Consider the following 20,656-nt stretch of genomic DNA (forward strand, 5'->3'; position numbering starts at 1 on the left):
TATGCATTAGAATTAATTGAGAGGTATTTGGTTTTCCTTATCATTTAATAACTAGGAGGGAAGTGCATTCATGGAATACGATTACGAGTGGTTTAAAAAGGGTGTCTATGACCTTACCAAGATTGATCTTAATGCTTATAAAGAAAAACAGATGAAAAGAAGAATCGATACCCTTATCGGTAAGTATGAAGTTAAGGGCTATGACGGGTTCCTTGCTCTTATCAAAAAAGACAGAGAAGCCCTGGATTCTTTTGTAACATACCTTACCATCAATGTATCTGAGTTCTTCCGAAATATGGATCAGTGGAACCTTATGGATAAAGAGATGGTTCCTGAGCTTATGAATAAGTTTGGCAAGAACCTTAAGATCTGGAGTGCAGCCTGCTCTACAGGTGACGAGCCTTATACTATTGTTATGATGCTCTCCAAGCATATGCCACTCAATCAGATCAATGTCTATGCTACAGACCTTGACGCTGTGGTTCTGGCCAAGGCTAAGGCTGCTATATATGATAAAAAAGAGATTGCCAATACTCCTGAGGAGTTTAAAAAGAAATACTTTACAGAGACTCCCGATGGCAAGATGAAGGTATCCAGCGAGATCACATCCCGCGTTACTTTCAAGCAGGCTGATCTTTTAAGAGATCCTTATCCAAAGGATTGCCACCTTATTGTATGTCGTAACGTTCTTATTTACTTCACTGAGGAAGCTAAGGATGACATCTTCAGAAAGTATTATGCAAACCTTGTTCCCGGCGGTATCCTCTTTATCGGAAGTACAGAACAGATCGTCAATTACAAGGATATAGGCTTTGTTCGTAAGAATTCCTTCTACTACGAGAAGCCTAAGGGATAAATAAGTTTAGAGCAAAAAACATATTTTGCAAAAGTAGAAAAATATAAGCTGCGAAAATGCGTTAATTAACGTATATTTCGCAGCTTTAATTTTATACAATTATTTCAACATAAACAAAGTGATAACAAAGTATTCAGTTATCACTGTCAGGCAACTGATGACATATTGTTTTTCTTGAAAGGAAGGTGAGTGTTATGTTGTCACTGCTATTTATTATTTTATTCTTTGCTGTTTTCGGAAAAATGGTTAGTTTTGCATTTAAAGCTACCTGGAGCATCTTTAAGGTTGTTATGTATCTGGTGTTCCTTCCAATGATCATTATTGGATTTGTGATCGGCGGATTTATATATATAGCAATTCCGATACTTATCATAATTGGAATTGCAAGCTTATTTGCAAAAGCGTGACTATGTAAATTGAAAGGAGAACAAAGGTATGAATATTACATTGGAAGCTGTTGAAAAGGTAATGGAAGAAACAGGTGTTGATTACAAGGTTGCAAAAGAGGCTCTTCTTAAAACGGATGGAGACGTTGAAGCTGCAATAAAGAGCATTCAGCCAAACACTAATGACATAAGTGATGATATCAAGGCTCTTATTGATAAGCTTAAAAACAAAGTTGAAGAGGGCAACGTAGACAGAGTTCAGATCAAAAAAGGCGAGGAAGTAGTTTTTAGTGTTCCTGTCAACGTTGGAATCCTTGGAGGAATCCTGGGACTTGCTACCGCACCTTGGGCCCTCATCGCTGGTTCCGTAGCAGCATTTGGTCTTGGCTGCAAACTCGAAGTAGTCAAAAAAGACGGAACCACCGACGAAGTAAAATAACCAACATCCCCCACCAAAACAGTGCACCCGTTCCTCCTTGTAAGCGGGTGCACTCATTCTAAAAGTTTTTTTCGTCGGCTTCAGTTCGGGTATTCATGGACTTCTGGAAGAGGCATAAGAATTCTACGGTTCAAAACTCGCGCCAGGGCAGCGCTTGCGAGTCGTCCAGTTTCCTATGCGAGTCTTATCTGGCAAATGCGATTTTCTAATGTTTCCACAGCAGTTTTTCCCGCGCATGCGAAGCGTTGTCTGAAGCAGGACGGAATATATTTAATTTCATAAGAAAATGCCATTTGGCGCATGGCGCCATAAAGAAATGAGGCATCAATTTCTCTAAGCTTGCTTGAGAGAATTGATGCCTCATTTCTTGTAACGCCCGCATCGCGGGCTATGGCATTTTCTGTTGTAATATTGCTCACCGTCCTGCAAGTTTACGCTGCAGCATGCGCATTGAAAGAAAAACTGCGGAAACATCTAAGAAAATCTGCATTTGTCAGTGACGAGCACTACGGGAACTGGCGTGAGTAAAAAGCTGCCCCTTGGCGCTCAGACATGTTGAACCGAAGCAGAATTCTTATGACCTTCCAGGAGCCTCATGAATTCCCCCTCCTTACACAGACGAAAAAAACTTTTATGAATATCGTTTCCCGCTTACTCGGAGGAACATAAACTACATTTGACACAATTTACAAATCAGTATAAATTATTGGAGTTAATGTAATGAGTTGGATTTTGTGATAGGAATGCGATATGAATGAGATATCAGTTACGAAATTAAATAAGATGCCCAGAGAATCTTATGTGCTTGTAGATGTTCGCAGTGAGAGTCTTGCGGATTATGGTATGATGCCAGGTGCTATCTGGGTTAGTGCAGAGGATATTGAAAAGGGCAATATAGAAAAGATTGAGAATATCCCTGCTGATAAGAAGATAGTTTTTTACTGCCAGATAGGCCAGAAATCTCAGGAAATATGTGGCCTTCCATGCTTTGAGGGCAGGGACTGCTATAGCCTTAAGGGCGGATATATGGAATACCTCCAGGATGAGCTTTCAAGGAGCGAAGCTGGAGCTAAGCAGGAAAAAGCAGAGGAGAGCATACGCAAGAAATTCCACAAGCAGCTCTTTTCCCCATTTGCCAAGGCATGTAAGACTTACAAGCTGATAAATGAAGGTGATCATATAGCTGTGTGCATCTCAGGCGGCAAGGACTCTATGCTGATGGCCAAGCTCTTTCAGGAAATCCAGAAGCACAGACAGGTCAAGTTTGACGTGACTTTCCTTGTAATGGACCCTGGCTACAATAAGGAGAACAGAGCCCTCATTGAGAGCAATGCCAAGGCTCTTGGAATCCCGGTTACAATTTTTGAGAGCACCATTTTTGATACAGTTGATACTATCGAAAAGAGCCCATGCTATCTTTGTGCCAGAATGAGACGCGGATATTTATATAGCAAGGCTAAAGAGCTGGGATGTAACAAGATTGCTCTTGGTCACCACTACGACGATGTTATCGAGACTATCCTTATGGGAATGCTCTATGGCGGCCAGGTTCAGACTATGATGCCCAAGCTTCACAGCACTAACTTTGAGGGCATGGAACTTATCAGACCTATGTACTTTATAAGAGAAGCTGACATATGCGCCTGGAGAGACTATAACGAACTACATTTCCTTCAGTGTGCATGTCACTTTACAGAGACCTGCTCAACCTGTCATACTGATGGAACTACAGCATCCAAGCGTCTTGAGACCAAGCACCTTATAGCAGCTATGAAGAAGGATAATCCTTTTGTAGAGGCTAACATCTTTAAGAGTGTTGAGAACGTAAGCCTCAATACAATTATTGCTTACAAAAAAGATGGAGTTAAGCATCATTTCCTTGATGAGTATTGAATATATTGTGATGAAAAAGAGTCCTGCCTTTTGGTCAGGACTCTCCTAGTATATGGCCTATTACATGAGATGCGTATAAACTCATGGCAAACCGGCTCTTTTTCATATTGTCATTAAGGTCAAAGAAAAAGCGATTGTCTTTGTAGTCTTCCTTGAAAAATGGAGCAAAAACAAGATCCCACTCCAGCAGATACTGGCCTTCCTTTTTGGTATAGCAGTTCTCGGGAGTTGCTTTTTCGCGGAAAGACTTATCTACAAATTCAGCAATAGACTTGTGGATTGCCATATCTTCTTTTGGCAGATAATAGTAATCTCTGTAATTTGAATAGTAGTACTTAAGCTCGGTTTCGTATAGAGGAACCCGAAGAGTAGCTTCTTTTCCCACAATCTTAAAAAAGCATCCGTCAAGATTTCCTGAAAGAGATGAAGGAAGCTCAAAAGGAAGCGCCAGCTTCATAAAGACTTCCTGCTTGCTGGAACCGTCCAGATCCTTGTAGTAATTGGCCTGAACCTTCTTGGCCCTGACTGGAAGCTCATAGTCATAGGCATTGTCATCTATTTCCGCATCGGTTCTTATAGAAACCTCAGGCATGTTTTCAAACAGGTGAAAGAACTCCAGATACCGCAGCATTGGCAAAAGTCCAAACATTCCCTTAACATCCTCAAAATTATGAAGCAAAAGGAGTTTAAGCTTCTCAGGGTCCTTGCTCTCGGTAAAGTCCTTGTACACCGGGATCAGCTTGCCTCCGTCGTATTTGTCCTCTCTGTCAATCCCAAGGTATAGCTCTATGGTTTTTTGTTTACAGTCAGGAAGCCCTAATTGGAGCTTGAAGGGAGATATCTTTTTATACAGGTCAAAAGATTCTATGCCTTCAAAGGGATCCTTAAGGCCATAGAGAGTACATCTTGCCTGAATAAAGGGAATATCAAAACGATTACCGTTAAAGTGTATAAGATACTTAAAATCCTTAATAAGATCAGAAAAACTATCAAGGATTTCTTTTTCGTGATCTTTGTTCTCGGCCATGAACTGGGCTATATGCCAGGTATGACCCTGATAGTAGGAAACTCCGATAAGATAGACCTCCGCTGTCTTGGGAGATAAGCCGCATGTCTTTATGTCGAAAAAAAGAATCTCAGAAAGATTGCAGCCAAAGAGCTTATCCAATGAGTTTGCTATATCATTTTCTGGAAGTGAAAATTCTTCGCTGGTCCTTATCATGTAGTTTTATAACCCTCCCCAATACTCTTTCACCCAATATTGCATTGAATAGATTTATTATATCAAATAATATTCTGAAAAAATCTACATTTTTGTATGTATTTATTTACAAATATACGATAAAATGTAGAATTTTTGCATAAAAATAGCTATACTTATAGTGTTGGGGAACAGTTTCTCAAAAGGTCTTTTGAGATAAGTTTTCAAATAATAAATTGAAAGAAGGGTAGGAAATGGCTAGAGGTACGTTCGCGGGCGGTATCCATCCATATGAAGGCAAGGAATTGTCTAAGGATAAGCCCATAAAATCAGTGCTACCAAAAGGGGATTTAGTTTATCCTTTGTCTCAGCACATCGGAGCACCGGCTAAAGCGATTGTTGCAGTTGGTGATCACGTTCTTACCGGTCAGAAAATAGCGGAGGCTGGAGGATTTGTTTCTGCTAATATTTTCTCAACGGTATCTGGAACTGTTAAGGCAATAGAAAAACGTCGCCTTACTACTGGCGCTATGTGCGACAGTATCATCGTCGAGAATGACGGCAAATATGAAGAAGTTGAGTTTAAGCCTCTCAAACCTTATGAGGAGATGACTCCGGAAGACAAGATTGCGGCTGTCCGCGAAGCAGGAGTTGTTGGTATGGGTGGAGCAGGCTTCCCGACTGCTGTTAAGTTTGCGCCTAAAGAGCCTGACAAGATTGATTATGTTATTGCGAATTGCTCTGAGTGTGAGCCATATCTGACCTCTGACTATAGACGTATGGTAGAAGAGCCAGAGCTTCTTCTTGAAGGTCTTAAGATTGCAGTCAGCATTTTCCCTAATGCAAGAGGAATACTTGCTATTGAGGATAACAAGCCTGATTGTATTGCCAAGTACAAAGAACTGACTAAGGATGAGGACAAGATAAGTGTCAAGGCTGTCAAGACCAAGTATCCTGAAGGTGCTGAGAGAATGCTTATCTATGCCTGCACCGGAAGAGAGATCAATTCTTCAATGCTTCCTGCAGATGCAGGCTGTATCGTTGATAACGTTGATACACTCTGCGCAGTTGCAAGAGCGGTAAAAGAGGGACGACCCCTCATGGAGAGAATCGTAACTATCACCGGTGACTGTATTGCAGATCCTAGAAACTATAAAGTCAGGATTGGTACTAACTACAAGGAACTTATTGAGGATGCTGGCGGTTTTGTTACTGAACCTGCCAAGATCATATCAGGCGGTCCTATGATGGGCTTTGCTATTTTTGATCTCGATGTTCCAACTACCAAGACTGCATCAGCAATTACTGCATTTTCCAAGGATGCTGTTTCAGAGATGGAGCCTTCAGCCTGCATCAACTGTGCACGTTGCGTAGAGGTCTGCCCTGAAAGGCTTGTTCCAAAGAATCTTGCAGATGCTGTAGAACACAATAATGAACAGGCATTCCTCGATATGTACGGAATGGAATGTTGTGAGTGCGGATGCTGTAGCTATATCTGTCCTGCAAGACGTCAGCTTACACAGCTGATCAAGGGTATGAGAAAGATTCAGCTTGGCAAGAGGAAAAAGTGAGGGGAGGATTAGCTTAAATGAGTGAACTTAGAAAAGTGTCATCCAATCCACATGTAAGATCCAAGACTACAACATCTAATATCATGATGTGGGTGGTTATTGCCCTGCTCCCTGCAGCTGGCTTTGGTATCTACAACTTTGGCGTGGATGCACTAATTATTTTGTTATTATCAGTGGCTACCTGTGTGCTTTCAGAGTTTATCTATGAGAAGGCATTGCACAAACCAGTTACAATCGGCGATCTGTCTGCGGTTGTAACAGGTCTTTTACTGGGCCTTAACCTTCCATCTACAGTACCGTGGTGGATCCCGGTTTTAGGCGGTATATTTGCTATTATCCTGGTCAAGCAGCTTTTTGGCGGTCTTGGACAGAACTTTATGAACCCGGCTCTTGGCGGAAGGTGTTTCCTTGTTATTTCTTTCCCGGCTATCATGACTAATTTCATTACAGATACTTACACAGGTGCGACACCTCTTGCAAATCTTAAAAACGGTGTAGAAGTAAACGTAATGGACATGATCATTGGTAGGACAGGTGGTACCATTGGTGAGACATCAATGCTGTGCATAGCTATAGGTGCTATGATCCTGTTTGCAGTTGGAATCATTGATTACGTGATCCCATTTACCTATATCATTACATTTGCGCTGTTTGTAGCTCTTTTTGGAGGCTATGGATTTAACTGGTCTTACATTTCCGCACATCTTGCTGGCGGCGGACTTATGCTTGGTGCCTTCTTTATGGCAACTGACTATGTTACATGCCCTATAACTCCAAAGGGAAGATTTATCTATGGCTTGATACTTGGTATTTTAACTGGTATTTTCCGAATTTTCGGAGCCAATGCAGAAGGTGTTTCCTATGCGATCATAATCACAAACCTTCTGGTTCCTCTTATTGAGAAATTTACCATTCCTAGAGCCTTCGGTATCAAGAAATCTGCAAAAAAGGAGGCGAAAAGAGCATGAATGATACAAAAAGCATGATTAAAAACGCCCTTATTCTTTTTGCAATCACTCTGGTAGCTGGTATCCTTTTAGGTCTTGTATATCAGGTGACAAAAGATCCTATAGCTTATCAGGACAAGCTGGCTCAGGACAAGGCTAATCAGTCAGTTTTTGCTGCGGCTTCTACCTTTAATGACAAAGAGATCAACGAGGCTGCACTTCTTGATGCTGAGACTAAACACGGCGGAATGACCATTGAGAGCGTAAAAGAGGCTGTTGATGGAAGCGGAGCTGCTCTTGGCTATGTTATACAGGTTCAGTCAAAGGGCTACGGCGATATGATCGAGTACACTGTTGGTATTACAAACGACGGCAATGTAAATGGAATATCCATTATTTCAATCGCTGAGACTCCTGGACTTGGAATGAATGCAGATAAGGTTTTGACTCCACAGTTTGTGGACAAAGCTGCAACACAGTTTACAGTAGTTAAAAATGGCCAGCTTACGGACTCAAACACACAGATTGAGGCTATTTCAGGAGCTACCATCACATCAAGAGCCGTAACTAATGGCGTCAATGCTGCTGTAGATTATTTTAATGATGCGTTGAAAGGAGGACAGTGATGAGCACAGAATCAAAAAAAGGCGCTTTGGGCTTTAGGCAGGATTCACCCTCTGAAAGATTTTTCAACGGCCTCATTGCTGAAAACCCTACTCTAGTTCTTATGATTGGTATGTGTCCAACCCTTGCGGTTACTTCCTCTGCCATAAACGGCCTTGGAATGGGACTTGCTACCACATTTGTTCTTGCACTTAGTAATGCAGTTATTGCAGCACTTCGTAAGACGATTCCTTCAACAGTAAGAATTCCGTCTTTCATCGTTGTAATTGCTTCATTCGTTACACTTGTTGAACTTCTCATGAAGGCCTATGTCCCTTCACTCAACAAGGCACTGGGAGTTTATATCCCACTTATCGTTGTTAACTGTATCATCTTTGGCAGAGCGGAAGCTTATGCCAGCAAACATGGTATCATCCCTTCATTCTTTGATGGTATAGGCATGGGAATTGGATTTACCTGTGCAATTACAGTTATCGGACTTATAAGAGAATTTATCGGTGGCGGTACAGCTTTTGATGTGCAGATACTTGGCGATGGAACAGTAGTTCCAGGCCCTGTAGGCGCATTCCTTTCAGGCTATCAGCCAATTAGTATCTTTATTCAGCAGGCAGGTGCTTTCTTTGTTCTGGCATTTCTTATTGCCATCATGAACAAGATCAAGATAAATGCTGCCAAGAAGGGTAAAGAGACCAAGATAGGCCAGGGATGCTGCGGCTCAGAAGAAGCGGCTGTTGCAGAAAAAGTCATCGCAGAAAAAGCTGGAAAGGAGGCTGAATGATCATGGAAACAATTCTTAGTCTTGTAGGGCTTATGATTACAGCTTCACTTGTTAATAACGTAGTACTGAGTCAGTTCCTTGGACTTTGTCCTTTCCTTGGAGTTTCCAAGAAAACAGATACAGCACTTGGAATGGGCGGCGCATGTATCTTTGTTATAACACTGGCTTCACTTGTTTGTAGTATTATTTATAAGTTTATTCTTGATCCACTGGATCTGTCCTATCTTAGGACTATCGTATTTATCCTTGTAATTGCCATGCTGGTTCAGTTCGTTGAGATGATCCTGAAAAAATACATTGTATCTCTTTATCAGGCACTGGGAGTTTACCTTCCTCTTATCACAACAAACTGTGCAGTTCTTGGTGTAGCTATCAACAATGTAAATGATGGTTATACAATCCTTCAGAGTGTAGTAACCGGATTCGCTACAGCCGTTGGTTTCACAATTGCCATTGTTATCCTGGCTGGACTTCGTGAAAAGATGGAGTACAACGATATTCCTGCTCCATTTAAGGGAATGCCACTGGTTCTTTTGACATCAGGTCTTATGGCTATTGCGTTTACTGGATTTAGCGCGTTGAAATAAAGGGGAATATTACAAGGAGAAAAGACTATGATTAGTGGAATACTAATTGCAACCTGCGTTGTGGCTGGTGTCGGAATTGTAATAGGTATAATCCTTGGCATAGCTGACATGAAGTTGCATGTAGATGTAGATGAAAAGGAAGCCGCTATTTTAGAGGCTCTTCCTGGTAACAACTGTGGCGGTTGTGGATTTCCTGGCTGTTCTGGCTGTGCGGCAGCTATAGCTAAGGGAGAAGCTGCTGTCAATCAGTGTCCTGTTGGTGGTGCTCCTGTAGCAGCCCAGATTTCCGAGATCATGGGAATTGCAGCTATTGAATCCAAAAGGATGGTAGCTTTCGTACATTGCGGCGGTGACTGCGAGAAAGCCAAACAGCAGTATGAATACAGCGGAACTGCAGACTGTAGACTTCAGATGCAGGCTCCTGGCGGCGGCTCTAAGACATGCTCCTATGGATGCCTTGGCGGCGGAAGCTGCGTATCTGTTTGCCAGTTCGATGCAATCCACGTTGTAAACGGAATTGCAGTTGTTGATAAGGATTCCTGTAAGGCCTGCGGCAAGTGCATAGATATCTGCCCAAGACACCTTATAGACCTTATTCCTTATGATGCTGGCGAGGCTGTTGCCTGCAAGTCTCAGGATATGGGCAAGGCAGTCAACGGATATTGCTCAGTTGGCTGTATAGCTTGTCACATCTGTGAAAAGAACTGCCCATCTGGCGCAATTACTGTTGAAAACAATGTGGCTAGCATTGATCAGGACAAGTGTACAAAGTGTGGTACCTGCGTAGAGAAATGTCCAAAGAAAGCTATTAAAGCTATCTCATAATATATATGAAATGTAAAAAGAGCTTCCGCTGCCTGACTAATTGGTGGTGGAAGCTCTTTTGTGATATAGCAACATGCTTTCTTACTTTCTTGTTGAATAAGGGAAGATTAGTGTATAATTCATGAAGTGAGTGATTGTTTTGGAGGAAGCTTTTTTGAAGGAAAAGTTAGTTGGGAAAAATGATATTATCATGATCGGCGTACTTGTTTTGTGCGGAGCCATAATTGCTCTGGCACTACTACTTACAAGGCATGAAGGCAGTCAGGTTGTAGTGAGCGTTGATGGCAAAGAGATTGCAAGCTTTCCTCTGGATAAAGATATTACATATGAAATAGATGGGTATGAGGGTGGACACAACACTCTTATAATAAAAGATGGCCTTGCTTATATGTCAGATGCAAGTTGCCCGGATCATCTCTGCATGGGAATGGGCAAGATATCTAAAAATGGCCAGTCAATCATCTGCCTTCCAAACCGCGTTGTGGTGGAAATCAGAGACGCAGGAGGTAAGGCTCCCGAATATGATGTGGTAGGCTGATGGTGATAGGATGAAAGTTGCCGGAATAATACATTAAAAGAAAGGGTTAATGCCTGATAATACCATGCAGAAGAGATTATGAGGCTGGAGATAAATGAGAACAAAGAAGATTACGACAATTGGAATATTGATTGCTCTTGCGCTTATCTTAAGCTATGTGGAATCCCAGATCCCGGCTTTTGTGGCGATACCTGGCATGAAACTTGGCCTTACCAACATAGTTGTTCTCACTACTCTTTATATACTTGATGTTAAAAGCGCAATGCTCATAAATGTGATCAGGATCATCATCGTAGCAATACTCTTTGGAAGTGCCATGAGTTTTGCTTTTTCATTTGTAGGTGGAATGCTGAGCACAATAGTCATGATCCTTCTTAAGAAAAGCGGCAGGATGAAGATAATTGGAGTCAGCGCTGCTGGAGGTATCACTCATAACATCGGCCAGATATTAACTGCAATGGTTCTTCTTGGAACCAAGGCTATTGCCTGGTATTTGCCGGTTTTGTGGATTTCTGGTATATTTAGCGGAGTTATCATAGGAATTATCGGAGGCCTTGTAACTGCAAGGCTTGGCAAGCTGGATCAGATTTGACTAAGTGCACTTATTTACTCTAATTGCCTGAATTGACACATAAATACAGCTCTTCACAAATTGTTCACAGGGGAATAGAAAATATTCTCTTGTGTTTTCTTTTTATTTCTGTATAATGATTTTTCGTCGGCATTCAGCTGACACTAAATCACGAGAATTCTCTCGATGATTTTCCACACAACAATTTTATAGTACGCGCGCAGAGAGCTTGCTATAAGAGGACTCTTTTTCTCTTTTGCTGCCGATGCTGCGCACGAAGAAAGGGAGAATGTGTAAAATGAAATTCAAATTGTTTAGGAAAAAAGAGTCTAGTAACTCAATCAAGGTGCTTCTAAAGAAGCTCAAAAGACATGACACCAAGGTGGTGGCTGTAGCAGTCATCATTGCGCTGTTTCTAAGCGGAGGGCTTATCTATATCAGTACTCCGATAGTTGCCACAACTGCTACAGAGGAAATTGCAGAAAGCGGAAGACAATCAAGCAAGGAAACAACAGAAAAGCTAAATGAGATCAATAAATATCTGAATGAGCTTGATAAGGTGGTTACAAATAATCAAAAGAGCCTTAATACCATCACGCAAAATTCAGGCTATACAAGTTCCAAGGAAACCATTGATGCCACAGGTAAGACAACTAATACAATAAGCGAGAAGGTTACCACACTTGGCGGGTCTCTCAAGGAAGTCCACACAACAATTGAGAGTACAACAAGTAAGATAGAAGAGCTGAATAAGGCTTTGGAAAAGAATGATACAACCAACAAGCAGCAACTTGAAAAAGATTTTGCTCAGGTCAACCAGGACCTTGCCAAGATCAATACACAGTATGAGGAGGCCAAAAAGCAGAACAAGGAACTTATTGAGAAACTTCAAAAGGATATGACTGATGGCGATAAAAAGCTTGGTGACAGTTCAACTGAGAATCATAAAGCTCTTTTAAAGGAGCTTGAGACCATGGATAAGAGCATGGAGGAAAAGAATACTAAGACCATCGAGACTTTCCAGGGGGACATTGCAAAGCTTAGTGAAAGCATGGATAAACAGCTTGAAGTAATAAATACTTCTGTAAATACCATGAATAGCTCTATGAATTCGGGCTTAGGCGAATTAAAGGAATATGTCGGCAATGTGGCAGGCGGCATTAACGGAAGGCTTGACCAGGTTTTTCAATCTGTGAGTGATGGTAAAAAGTTATTGGCATCCACATTGCTCACTAAGGGAATCGTAATCAATGAGGATGCCACATTTCAGGAGATCAGCAAGGCTATCATGGACATTCCTACTACGATCACTGTTCAGGAGATGACAGGAACAGTTGTCTATGACAAGCACTTTCATACGGATGGAAAGGGCACTGAGTGCAATGAACATCACGTCTCTATTGATAGAATGGGCGGCTGCTATAAAAAACCTTACTATCATGTCCATGATTCCAGCTGTTACAGAACAAGCATTAGCTACAGCTACTACACTAAACAGGAAACATATGTACAACATTGGGCAAGAGATGAAAATGGCCATGCTATTTTTAGATATGAATGCAGAAACTGTCATTCTTCCTTTGAAAGTACAGATGGTGAGCATCTGGAGTATGCAAGTACTTATGATCAGGCTCGCAGAAGAGATGGTACCGGAATCAAGGAACATGTAAATCAGGTTCTTGTATGTGGCAAGAATGGTAGTACTCTTGAAGGTTATAGCTGCTCCTGCGGTTATCTCCACGGACAAATCCTAGCGGCGCACATCGATTATAGTATGAACAAAAATCTAAAGTCTCTTCCTGATATAGAGCAGTCTCACATGGCTGTACAGGCGCCTGGTGCTGGTAAGGCTATGGATGCGCTTATGCTTCTTACAGATATGGACATGAGTGCAGGGGAAAAAGATATTACATTGGAAAAAGAATTATCTGGGTCCGAAAATGTCAGCGTAGCAGAGCCTGAGGGAAAAGAGAATTCTGATCAGGCAGGAAATTTAGATTCATTAGAGGAAAATGCTGACGGCAAAAATGCAGGCGGCAAAAATGCAGGCGATAAAGCTCAGGGCGAAAAAGCCGCAGGTGATACAGCTGCAGATAATACAGAATCTACAAATAAAGAATCAGGGAATATGAATGAATGCGATTCCTCAAAACAGAGTAACGAAGATATGCCTGGAAATATAGGAGGTAGCTCTTTTGCTGAGAATGAAGAGAATGAAGAACAAAAGAAACAGAATTCCAATACTAGTACTGAAGGTAATACGAATGCTGATAATACTCTGCAGGACAATATAGCTCAGTAATGTGTTAACCATGTTTAACATACAAAAGCCCGTATTTAGTGCCTTCTTGACATTCTTTCTGCCTGTGCTTACAATGTAGTTTGTTGTAGTGTTTATAGCACAGATATTGTGCAGAATGGAGCGATAAAATGACAAAAATAGATATTATTTCAGGCTTTTTGGGAGCTGGTAAGACAACTCTCATCAAGAAGCTTTTAAAGGAAGCATTAAATGGAACTAAGGTTGTTCTTATCGAGAACGAGTTTGGCGAGATCGGTATCGATGGCGGTTTCCTCAAGGAAGCTGGAATTGAGATCACAGAGATGAATTCAGGATGTATCTGCTGTTCACTTGTCGGAGATTTTGAGACATCACTTAAGCAGGTAATGGAGCAGTATGCACCAGAGAGAATTCTTATCGAGCCTTCAGGAGTAGGCAAACTTTCTGATGTTATGAGAGCTATTCAGAATATTGCAGAGGGCAGCTCAGATATGGAGCTTAACAGTGCTGTTACTGTTGTAGACGTTTCTAAGGCCAAGGTTTATATCAAGAACTTCGGCGAGTTCTTCATCAACCAGATTGAGAATGCAGGAACAATCATCCTTACAAGAACAGACAAGGCTGATCAGAAGAAGATCGAGGATGCTGTAGAGCTTATCCGTCAGCACAATGACAAGGCAACTATCATTACTACTCCTCTTGATCAGATTACAGGTAAAGAGATCCTTGATACCTTCGAGGGTAACAACGACCTTGAGGCAGAACTTCTCAGACAGGTTATGGAGGAAGAAGAACATCACCACCATCATCATCATGATCACGGCAGCCACAAGGTTGTTAATGAGGACGGTTCTGTAGTTTATAAGGCACATCATCACGACGATGATGAGGAGTGCGATGATGAAGAGTGCAGCTGTCACCATCATCACCATGATCATGACGAGGACGAGCACGAGCATGAGCATCACCACCACCACGATCATGATGAGGATGAGCACGAGCATGAGCACCATCATCACCACGATCATGATGAGGATGAGCACGAGCATGAGCACCATCACGACCATGATCACGCAGCTCATGATGTATTTACAAGCTGGGGAATGGAAACACCTCTTAAATACACCAAGGATGAGATTGAGAAGATGCTTGGTCAGCTTGAGGATGAAGAGAAATTTGGTATCGTTCTTCGTACTAAGGGTGTTGTTCCTACAGCAGATGGACAGTGGATTGAATTCGACTATGTTCCTGGAGAAGCAGATGTTAGAGACGGTGCAGCTGATGTAACAGGTAAATTCTGCGTTATCGGTTCACAGCTCAAGGAAGATAATCTCGAGAAGTTGTTTAGAAGATTATGATTAGGAGATCCAAATTGAAACCAGTATATATTATCAATGGATTTTTAGACAGCGGAAAGACAGATTTCTTCCGCTATACAATAGCTCAGCCATACTTTAGGACTAAGGGTAAGACTCTTTTGATAGTCTGTGAAGATGGTGAGAATGACTATGAGGAGAAGCTCCTTAAGGCTACTAATACTGTAGTAGAACGCATAGAGGAGGAAGAGGATTTTAATCCTGATGCACTTGTTGCTCTTGATGCCAAGCACAATCCAGAGCGTATTCTTGTTGAGTACAATGGTATGTGGAATTTCAAGAACATGAGACTTCCTGCTATGTGGAATCTTGAGCAGCAGATCACAGTGATTGACGGATCAAGCTTTGAGTTGTATTTCAACAATATGAAGTCACTTCTTGCTGAGCAGATCCGTAATTCTGATCTTATTCTCTTTAACAGATGTGATGGCCTTGAGGATCTTGCATCTTATAAGAGAAATGTTAAGGCCATCAATCAGAAGGCTGACATCATCTTCGAGGACAAGAATGGAGAAGTGGATGTGACTCTTGATGAGGATCTTCCATTTGATCTTAATGCAGATCCTATTGACCTTAACAATTATGGATATGGAATGTTCTATCTTGATGCTCTTGATCACGTTGATAGATACGAAGGCAAGACTGTTAGATTTAAAGGAATGGTTCTTAAGCCAGAAGAGTTCCCTGAGAACAGATTTGTTCCTGGCAGAATGGCCATGACTTGTTGCGCTCAGGATATGCAGTTTTTGGGCTTTGCCTGTGAATATGAGGATACCAAGTCTCTTAATGAGAAGGAATGGGTTCTTGTCACAGCCAAGGTTGTAAAAGAGTATGTAGCTGAGTATCAGGGAGAGGGCCCTGTACTTAAGGCTATTTCCGTCGAGAAGACAACTGAGCCTGCTAATACTGTAATCGATTTTTCTAATCCAGAGCAGTAAGAGTTATTTTTTGAAATCTATATCTGGCATTTTGCTTTTTGGCAGGATGCCAGATTATTTACTATAACGAAAACCATAAATGTGTGGGGGTAATGGTGTTTAATTATAATATTATTCAGTGGCTATTTCTGTTTTTCTTTTATAGTTTCTGCGGCTGGTGTTGGGAATCCGCGTATGTTTCTATTTTGGAAAAGAGATTTGTCAACAGGGGCTTTATGAGAGGGCCATTTTTGCCTTTATATGGATGCGGAGGTGCTATGATGCTGATCGTGTCCAAGCCTTATTATGACAATATTTTTCTTGTTTACATCGCAGGCTGTATTGGAGCTACAATACTGGAGTACCTGACAGGCGTCCTTATGGAGACTCTTTTTAAAGTCAGATATTGGACCTATGATCACAAAAAGTTTAATTATAAGGGCTATATCTGTCTGGAATCATCTTTGTTCTGGGGCGTATGCACAGTTGTATTTTCGCATTTTCTTCAGCTTCCCATAGAAAAGCTTCTTTTAGCTATTCCGATGAATATTTTATCCATCGTAACTATTATCCTTACCGTGATAAATAGTTGCGACTTTATGCTTGCTTTTAAGACTGCTATTGAGCTTAGAGATGTCCTTATGTACATGGATAAGGCTAGAGAAGAGATGCGCAGGATGCAGAGGCGTCTTGATGTCATCATTGCCTTTAGAGGTGAGGATGTCAAGGAGGTTAAGGACGGAATCGGTTCTAGAATGGAAAATCTTGGCAATAAGGCCTATGAGCTTGGCTTTGGCCTTAGCAGTAAGGTTGGCGAGATTGGAAATGGCATAGGCAGCAGGCTTGATGTTTTAGGATCGTCTCTTGAGAAATCTTTCAGCACAGTCAGGGAAAAGATAATGTCGAGCCCCTCAGATTATGTGCTTGGAGTGAGAGAAGAAGTATCAGAATTATATGCCAAGTATCGTATTATCAAGGATAGGATGACTCCTGCCCCTGTTAAGAACTTCTTTGAATGGTACAAGGAGCGCACAATTATGGGCAACCCAACCATGTCCTCTGAAAAGTTTAAGTTTAGTCTTGAGGAGATAAAAGAAAAGATCTCTATGAGGGATAAGGGTTCTGATGAAAGTGAGTTGAAAGAAGAGTAGCAGAAAAGACAAGCATAAATATAAGCAAAGAAAATATAAGAAAAAATGAAATAAATAAAACCTCGTGTCGGTGAGAAGACACGAGGTTTTAATTGTTGTATAAAAACTTTTTTATGATTATCTGAAAGAAGTTAAGCCATCTTGTTTACAGCCTGAGCAAGACGAGAAACTTTTCTAGAAGCTGTGTTCTTCTTGAATACGCCCTTTGACTCAGCCTTGTCGATAGCAGATGTAGCAGCAAGAAGTGCCTTAGCAGCCTCTTCCTTGTTACCAGCCTCAACAGCAGCGCGAACCTTCTTAACCTCAGTCTTAACAGCAGACTTGATCATCTGGTTTCTAGCAGCCTTCTTCTCGTTAACTAAAATTCTCTTCTTGGCGGATTTAATATTAGCCATAATTACCTCCGATATACGCAAAAATTTATGAAATCATGTTCGTGTGCGCATTAAGCCGGACACGGACAGTTAATGCCACATACGGATTATATATTAGACTATATTCAAGATGATGTCAAGAGAGTTGCTTATTTTTTATGGATTTTTAGACGCTTACATGATATGATGATGTGAGCTAATTTTGACAATAATTATGTATAGAATAGAGGAATTAATTTTGGCAGATCAGAGCAAAATCAGAAATTTTTGTATTGTAGCACATATTGACCATGGTAAGTCTACTCTGGCAGACAGAATGATAGAGAAGACAGGCGTTCTGACCAGCAGGGAGATGCAGAATCAGGTCCTTGATAACATGGACATCGAAAGGGAGAGAGGAATCACTATCAAATCCCAGGCAGTTCGAATGATCTATAAGGCAAGCGATGGTCAGGAATATACTTTCAATATGATCGACACACCAGGTCACGTAGACTTTGGTTATGAGGTTTCAAGATCTCTTGCAGCCTGCGACGGAGCAATCCTTGTTGTTGATGCAACTCAGGGCGTGGAGGCACAGACCCTTGCGAACGTATATATGGCTCTTGACCATGATCTTGATGTATTTCCTGTTATCAACAAGATAGACCTTCCAAGTGCACAGCCTCAGGAGGTCAAGGACGAGATAGAGGATGTGATCGGAATAGAGGCTCAGGACGCACCTCTTATTTCAGCCAAGAATGGTATTGGAATAGAGGACGTTTTAGAGGCAGTTGTTCACAAGATTCCAGCTCCACAGGGAGATGTAAACGGACAGCTCAAGGCACTTATCTTTGACAGTATTTATGATTCCTATAGAGGTGTTATCGTATTTGTCCGCGTCAGAGACGGCGTTATCAAAAAGGGCATGAAGGTTAAATTCATGGCAACCGGTGCAGAGGCTGACGTGGTAGAAGTTGGCTATTTTGGACCAGGCAGATTTATCGCAAGTGATGAACTTGCTGCTGGAGATGTTGGATATTTTACAGCATCTATCAAGAATATCCAGGACACTCGCGTGGGTGATACTGTAACAGATATAGAAAATCCATGTGCTGAGGCGCTTCCAGGATATAAAAAGGTTATGCCTATGGTTTACTGCGGCCTTTACCCTGCAGACTCAGCTCATTATTCAGATCTTAGAGATGCCCTTGAAAAATTGCAGCTTAACGATGCCTCTTTGTTCTATGAGCCAGAAACCTCACAGGCTCTGGGCTTTGGATTTAGAGCAGGCTTCCTGGGACTTCTTCATCTGGAAGTTATTCAGGAGAGACTTGAAAGAGAATATGACCTTAACCTTGTTACAACAGCTCCTTCTGTTGTCTATAAGGTTCATAAGACTGACGGCACCTGCTTTGATCTTACTAATCCTACAAATCTTCCTGATCCATCAGAGATTGAATACATGGAAGAGCCTATAGTAAATGGTGAGATCATGGTAACTACTGACTATGTAGGAGCTATCATGCAGCTATGCCAGGAGAGAAGAGGCAAATATCTTAGTACTGATTATATTGAGCAGACAAGAGCAATCCTCAAGTACGAGCTTCCTCTTAATGAGATCATCTATGACTTCTTTGATGCACTTAAGTCAAGATCTCGCGGATATGCTTCTTTTGACTATGAACTTAAGGGCTATGAGAGATCTGAGCTTGTTAAGCTTGATATTCTCATCAACAGAGAAGAGGTTGATGCTCTTTCTTTCATCGTTCATAAAGAGGGTGCATATGAGAGAGGACGTAAGATGTGCGAGAAGCTCAAGGATGAGATCCCAAGACACATGTTTGAGATTCCTATCCAGGCAGCTGTAGGCGGCAAGGTTATCGCCAGAGAGACAGTTAAGGCCTATAGGAAGGACGTACTTGCCAAGTGCTATGGCGGCGATATTTCCCGTAAGAAAAAACTTCTTGAGAAGCAGAAAGAGGGAAAGAAGAAGATGCGCCAGATTGGTAATGTTGAGGTGCCACAGGCAGCCTTCCTCAGCGTACTTAAGCTTGATAATACGGACTGATATCTAATTATTTGCGAAAGGGAAGAATGAAGGATTTATCAATTTATGTTCATATTCCGTTTTGTGTTAGGAAGTGTCTGTATTGTGACTTCCTTTCTTTTGGCGCAGGAGAAGAACAGATCAGCAGATATTTCAAGGCCTTGAGTCAGGAAATAGAGCTATCTTTTTTGGAATATGGCACTAATGGATACACCGTCAGATCCATCTTCTTTGGTGGTGGAACGCCGTCATTTCCGGATTCTAAGTATATATGCGAAACTCTTGAACATATAAAGAAAAATTTTAATGTAAGCCCTGATGCCGAGATTACACTTGAGGTTAATCCGGCATCTGCTATGTATGAGAAGCTTGTGGATTACAGAAACGTCGGGTTTAACAGGATCAGTATTGGCGCTCAGTCCCTTAATGATGAGGAATTAAAGGGCATTGGCAGAGTGCATGATTCCAAAATGTTTTTTGAGACCTACGAAAATGCCAGAAGGACTGGCTTTGATAATATCAACATTGATGTGATGAGTGCACTTCCAGATCAGAACCTAAGGTCTTACATGGAGACTTTGAAAAAGGTTGTAGAGCTAAGGCCTGAACACATATCGGCCTATAGTCTTATTGTGGAGGAAGGGACACCTTTTTATGATATGAACCTTAATCTTCCTTCTGAAGAGGAAGACAGACAGATGTATCATGAGACCAAGAAATTTCTAGCGGAACATGGATATCATAGATATGAGATATCAAATTATGCTCTTGATGGAATCGAAGAGGAAGATGCCATACATAGAGATAGTAGACGCACGTGGGAATATGATAAATACGAGTGCTACCACAATAAGGTATACTGGAAAAGAGGCAATTATCTGGGGCTTGGTCTTGGCGCATCCAGCATGGTAAACAATGTCAGATGGAAGAACTTAGAAGACATAAGGGAATATATTGAAGTTGTGACAGGAGAGAGTTCTTTCTGCGAAGAGGACACTTCTCATTATGCGAACGAGGTATTTAAAAAGCTGCGCCAGGAAGTTCAAAAGCTTTCAACTAATGAATGCATGGAAGAGTTTATGTTCCTGGGGCTTCGCCTTGTGTCTGGCGTAAATACATTAGAGTTTCTAAGTGAATTTGGAAGGAACATAAGAGAAGTTTACGGAAGTGTAATTGATAAATACATTAAGATGGGCCTTTTAGAAGAATCAGGAGACAATCTGAGATTATCTGATAAGGGACTTGATGTCAGCAATACTGTTATGGCTGATTTTTTGCTTTGAAAATATTTGGTATCTAGAAAGGGAATTTT

At 41.4% G+C, this 20,656-nt stretch carries 20 protein-coding genes; 18 read left to right on the plus strand and 2 right to left on the minus strand.

What is annotated here, in order from left to right; translation table 11 throughout:
• Positions 1 to 70: 70 nt before the first annotated feature.
• From BLO53_RS04760 to BLO53_RS04780, 4 genes are all read left to right on the plus strand, one after another.
• Positions 71 to 856: a CheR family methyltransferase gene (locus BLO53_RS04760; RefSeq protein ID WP_026489627.1), complete on the plus strand. Its 786-nt coding sequence runs from the start codon at positions 71 to 73 to the stop codon at positions 854 to 856.
• Positions 857 to 1,050: 194 nt separating this feature from the next.
• Positions 1,051 to 1,263, plus strand: a complete 213-nt coding sequence (locus BLO53_RS04765) for a hypothetical protein (protein WP_092059354.1) — start codon at positions 1,051 to 1,053, stop codon at positions 1,261 to 1,263.
• Between the two features lie 28 nt (positions 1,264 to 1,291).
• Entirely contained in the window at positions 1,292 to 1,681 is a 390-nt protein-coding gene (locus tag BLO53_RS04770) for a DUF4342 domain-containing protein (RefSeq protein ID WP_051197187.1), read from the plus strand.
• Between the two features lie 750 nt (positions 1,682 to 2,431).
• Positions 2,432 to 3,574: an ATP-binding protein gene (locus BLO53_RS04780; protein WP_092059356.1), complete on the plus strand. Its 1,143-nt coding sequence runs from the start codon at positions 2,432 to 2,434 to the stop codon at positions 3,572 to 3,574.
• Between the two features lie 34 nt (positions 3,575 to 3,608).
• Here BLO53_RS04780 and BLO53_RS04785 read toward each other — a convergent pair whose 3' ends face one another.
• Positions 3,609 to 4,796, minus strand: a complete 1,188-nt coding sequence (locus tag BLO53_RS04785) for a ribonuclease H-like domain-containing protein (protein ID WP_092059357.1) — start codon at positions 4,794 to 4,796, stop codon at positions 3,609 to 3,611.
• Between the two features lie 233 nt (positions 4,797 to 5,029).
• Between BLO53_RS04785 and rsxC the strand changes: the two genes are divergently transcribed.
• The 12 genes from rsxC (at position 5,030) to BLO53_RS04845 (ending at position 16,941) form a co-directional block, all read left to right on the plus strand.
• Complete coding sequence (rsxC, locus tag BLO53_RS04790; protein ID WP_092059358.1) at positions 5,030 to 6,346, plus strand: electron transport complex subunit RsxC; 1,317 nt, start codon at positions 5,030 to 5,032, stop codon at positions 6,344 to 6,346.
• A 17-nt stretch (positions 6,347 to 6,363) separates the two neighbouring features.
• Complete coding sequence (locus BLO53_RS04795) at positions 6,364 to 7,314, plus strand: RnfABCDGE type electron transport complex subunit D (protein ID WP_092059359.1); 951 nt, start codon at positions 6,364 to 6,366, stop codon at positions 7,312 to 7,314.
• Positions 7,311 to 7,919 (plus strand): RnfABCDGE type electron transport complex subunit G, encoded by a 609-nt coding sequence (locus tag BLO53_RS04800; protein WP_092059360.1) that lies wholly within the window; start codon positions 7,311 to 7,313, stop codon positions 7,917 to 7,919. Before BLO53_RS04795 ends, BLO53_RS04800 begins: the two co-directional genes overlap by 4 nt.
• Complete coding sequence (gene rsxE, locus BLO53_RS04805; protein WP_092059361.1) at positions 7,919 to 8,695, plus strand: electron transport complex subunit RsxE; 777 nt, start codon at positions 7,919 to 7,921, stop codon at positions 8,693 to 8,695. The genes BLO53_RS04800 and rsxE overlap by 1 nt, the downstream gene beginning before the upstream one ends.
• A gap of 2 nt (positions 8,696 to 8,697) precedes the next feature.
• Positions 8,698 to 9,282, plus strand: a complete 585-nt coding sequence (gene rsxA / locus BLO53_RS04810; protein WP_026489618.1) for an electron transport complex subunit RsxA — start codon at positions 8,698 to 8,700, stop codon at positions 9,280 to 9,282.
• Positions 9,283 to 9,309: 27 nt separating this feature from the next.
• Positions 9,310 to 10,107, plus strand: a complete 798-nt coding sequence (locus BLO53_RS04815; protein WP_092059362.1) for an RnfABCDGE type electron transport complex subunit B — start codon at positions 9,310 to 9,312, stop codon at positions 10,105 to 10,107.
• Between the two features lie 154 nt (positions 10,108 to 10,261).
• A complete protein-coding gene (locus tag BLO53_RS04820) occupies positions 10,262 to 10,645 on the plus strand; it encodes a NusG domain II-containing protein (RefSeq protein ID WP_092059363.1) in 384 nt (127 codons plus the stop codon).
• A 94-nt stretch (positions 10,646 to 10,739) separates the two neighbouring features.
• Positions 10,740 to 11,237, plus strand: a complete 498-nt coding sequence (locus tag BLO53_RS04825; RefSeq protein ID WP_092059364.1) for a Gx transporter family protein — start codon at positions 10,740 to 10,742, stop codon at positions 11,235 to 11,237.
• 277 nt (positions 11,238 to 11,514) lie between these two features.
• On the plus strand, positions 11,515 to 13,518 hold the full coding sequence (locus tag BLO53_RS04830; RefSeq protein ID WP_092059365.1) for a hypothetical protein: 2,004 nt from the start codon (positions 11,515 to 11,517) through the stop codon (positions 13,516 to 13,518).
• Positions 13,519 to 13,646: 128 nt separating this feature from the next.
• Complete coding sequence (locus BLO53_RS04835; RefSeq protein WP_092059366.1) at positions 13,647 to 14,855, plus strand: CobW family GTP-binding protein; 1,209 nt, start codon at positions 13,647 to 13,649, stop codon at positions 14,853 to 14,855.
• Positions 14,852 to 15,811 (plus strand): TIGR03943 family putative permease subunit, encoded by a 960-nt coding sequence (locus BLO53_RS04840; protein ID WP_092059367.1) that lies wholly within the window; start codon positions 14,852 to 14,854, stop codon positions 15,809 to 15,811. Before BLO53_RS04835 ends, BLO53_RS04840 begins: the two co-directional genes overlap by 4 nt.
• 92 nt (positions 15,812 to 15,903) lie before the next feature.
• Positions 15,904 to 16,941 (plus strand): putative ABC transporter permease, encoded by a 1,038-nt coding sequence (locus BLO53_RS04845; RefSeq protein WP_242875304.1) that lies wholly within the window; start codon positions 15,904 to 15,906, stop codon positions 16,939 to 16,941.
• Between the two features lie 131 nt (positions 16,942 to 17,072).
• Here the strand turns inward: BLO53_RS04845 and rpsT are convergent, their stop codons facing one another.
• Positions 17,073 to 17,336, minus strand: coding sequence for a 30S ribosomal protein S20 (gene rpsT / locus BLO53_RS04850; protein WP_026489610.1), 264 nt, complete (start codon positions 17,334 to 17,336; stop codon positions 17,073 to 17,075).
• A gap of 193 nt (positions 17,337 to 17,529) precedes the next feature.
• Here rpsT and lepA point away from each other — a divergent pair, with 193 nt between their 5' ends.
• The gene (gene lepA, locus BLO53_RS04855; protein ID WP_035789768.1) at positions 17,530 to 19,365 is read left to right on the plus strand and encodes a translation elongation factor 4; all 1,836 of its coding nucleotides are present in this window, start codon (positions 17,530 to 17,532) and stop codon (positions 19,363 to 19,365) included.
• A gap of 26 nt (positions 19,366 to 19,391) precedes the next feature.
• Entirely contained in the window at positions 19,392 to 20,627 is a 1,236-nt protein-coding gene (gene hemW / locus BLO53_RS04860) for a radical SAM family heme chaperone HemW (RefSeq protein ID WP_092059369.1), read from the plus strand.
• The last annotated feature ends 29 nt before the right edge of the window (positions 20,628 to 20,656 follow it).

The organism is Butyrivibrio sp. INlla14, assembly GCF_900102515.1.
Taxonomy (GTDB): Bacteria; Bacillota; Clostridia; order Lachnospirales; family Lachnospiraceae; genus Butyrivibrio.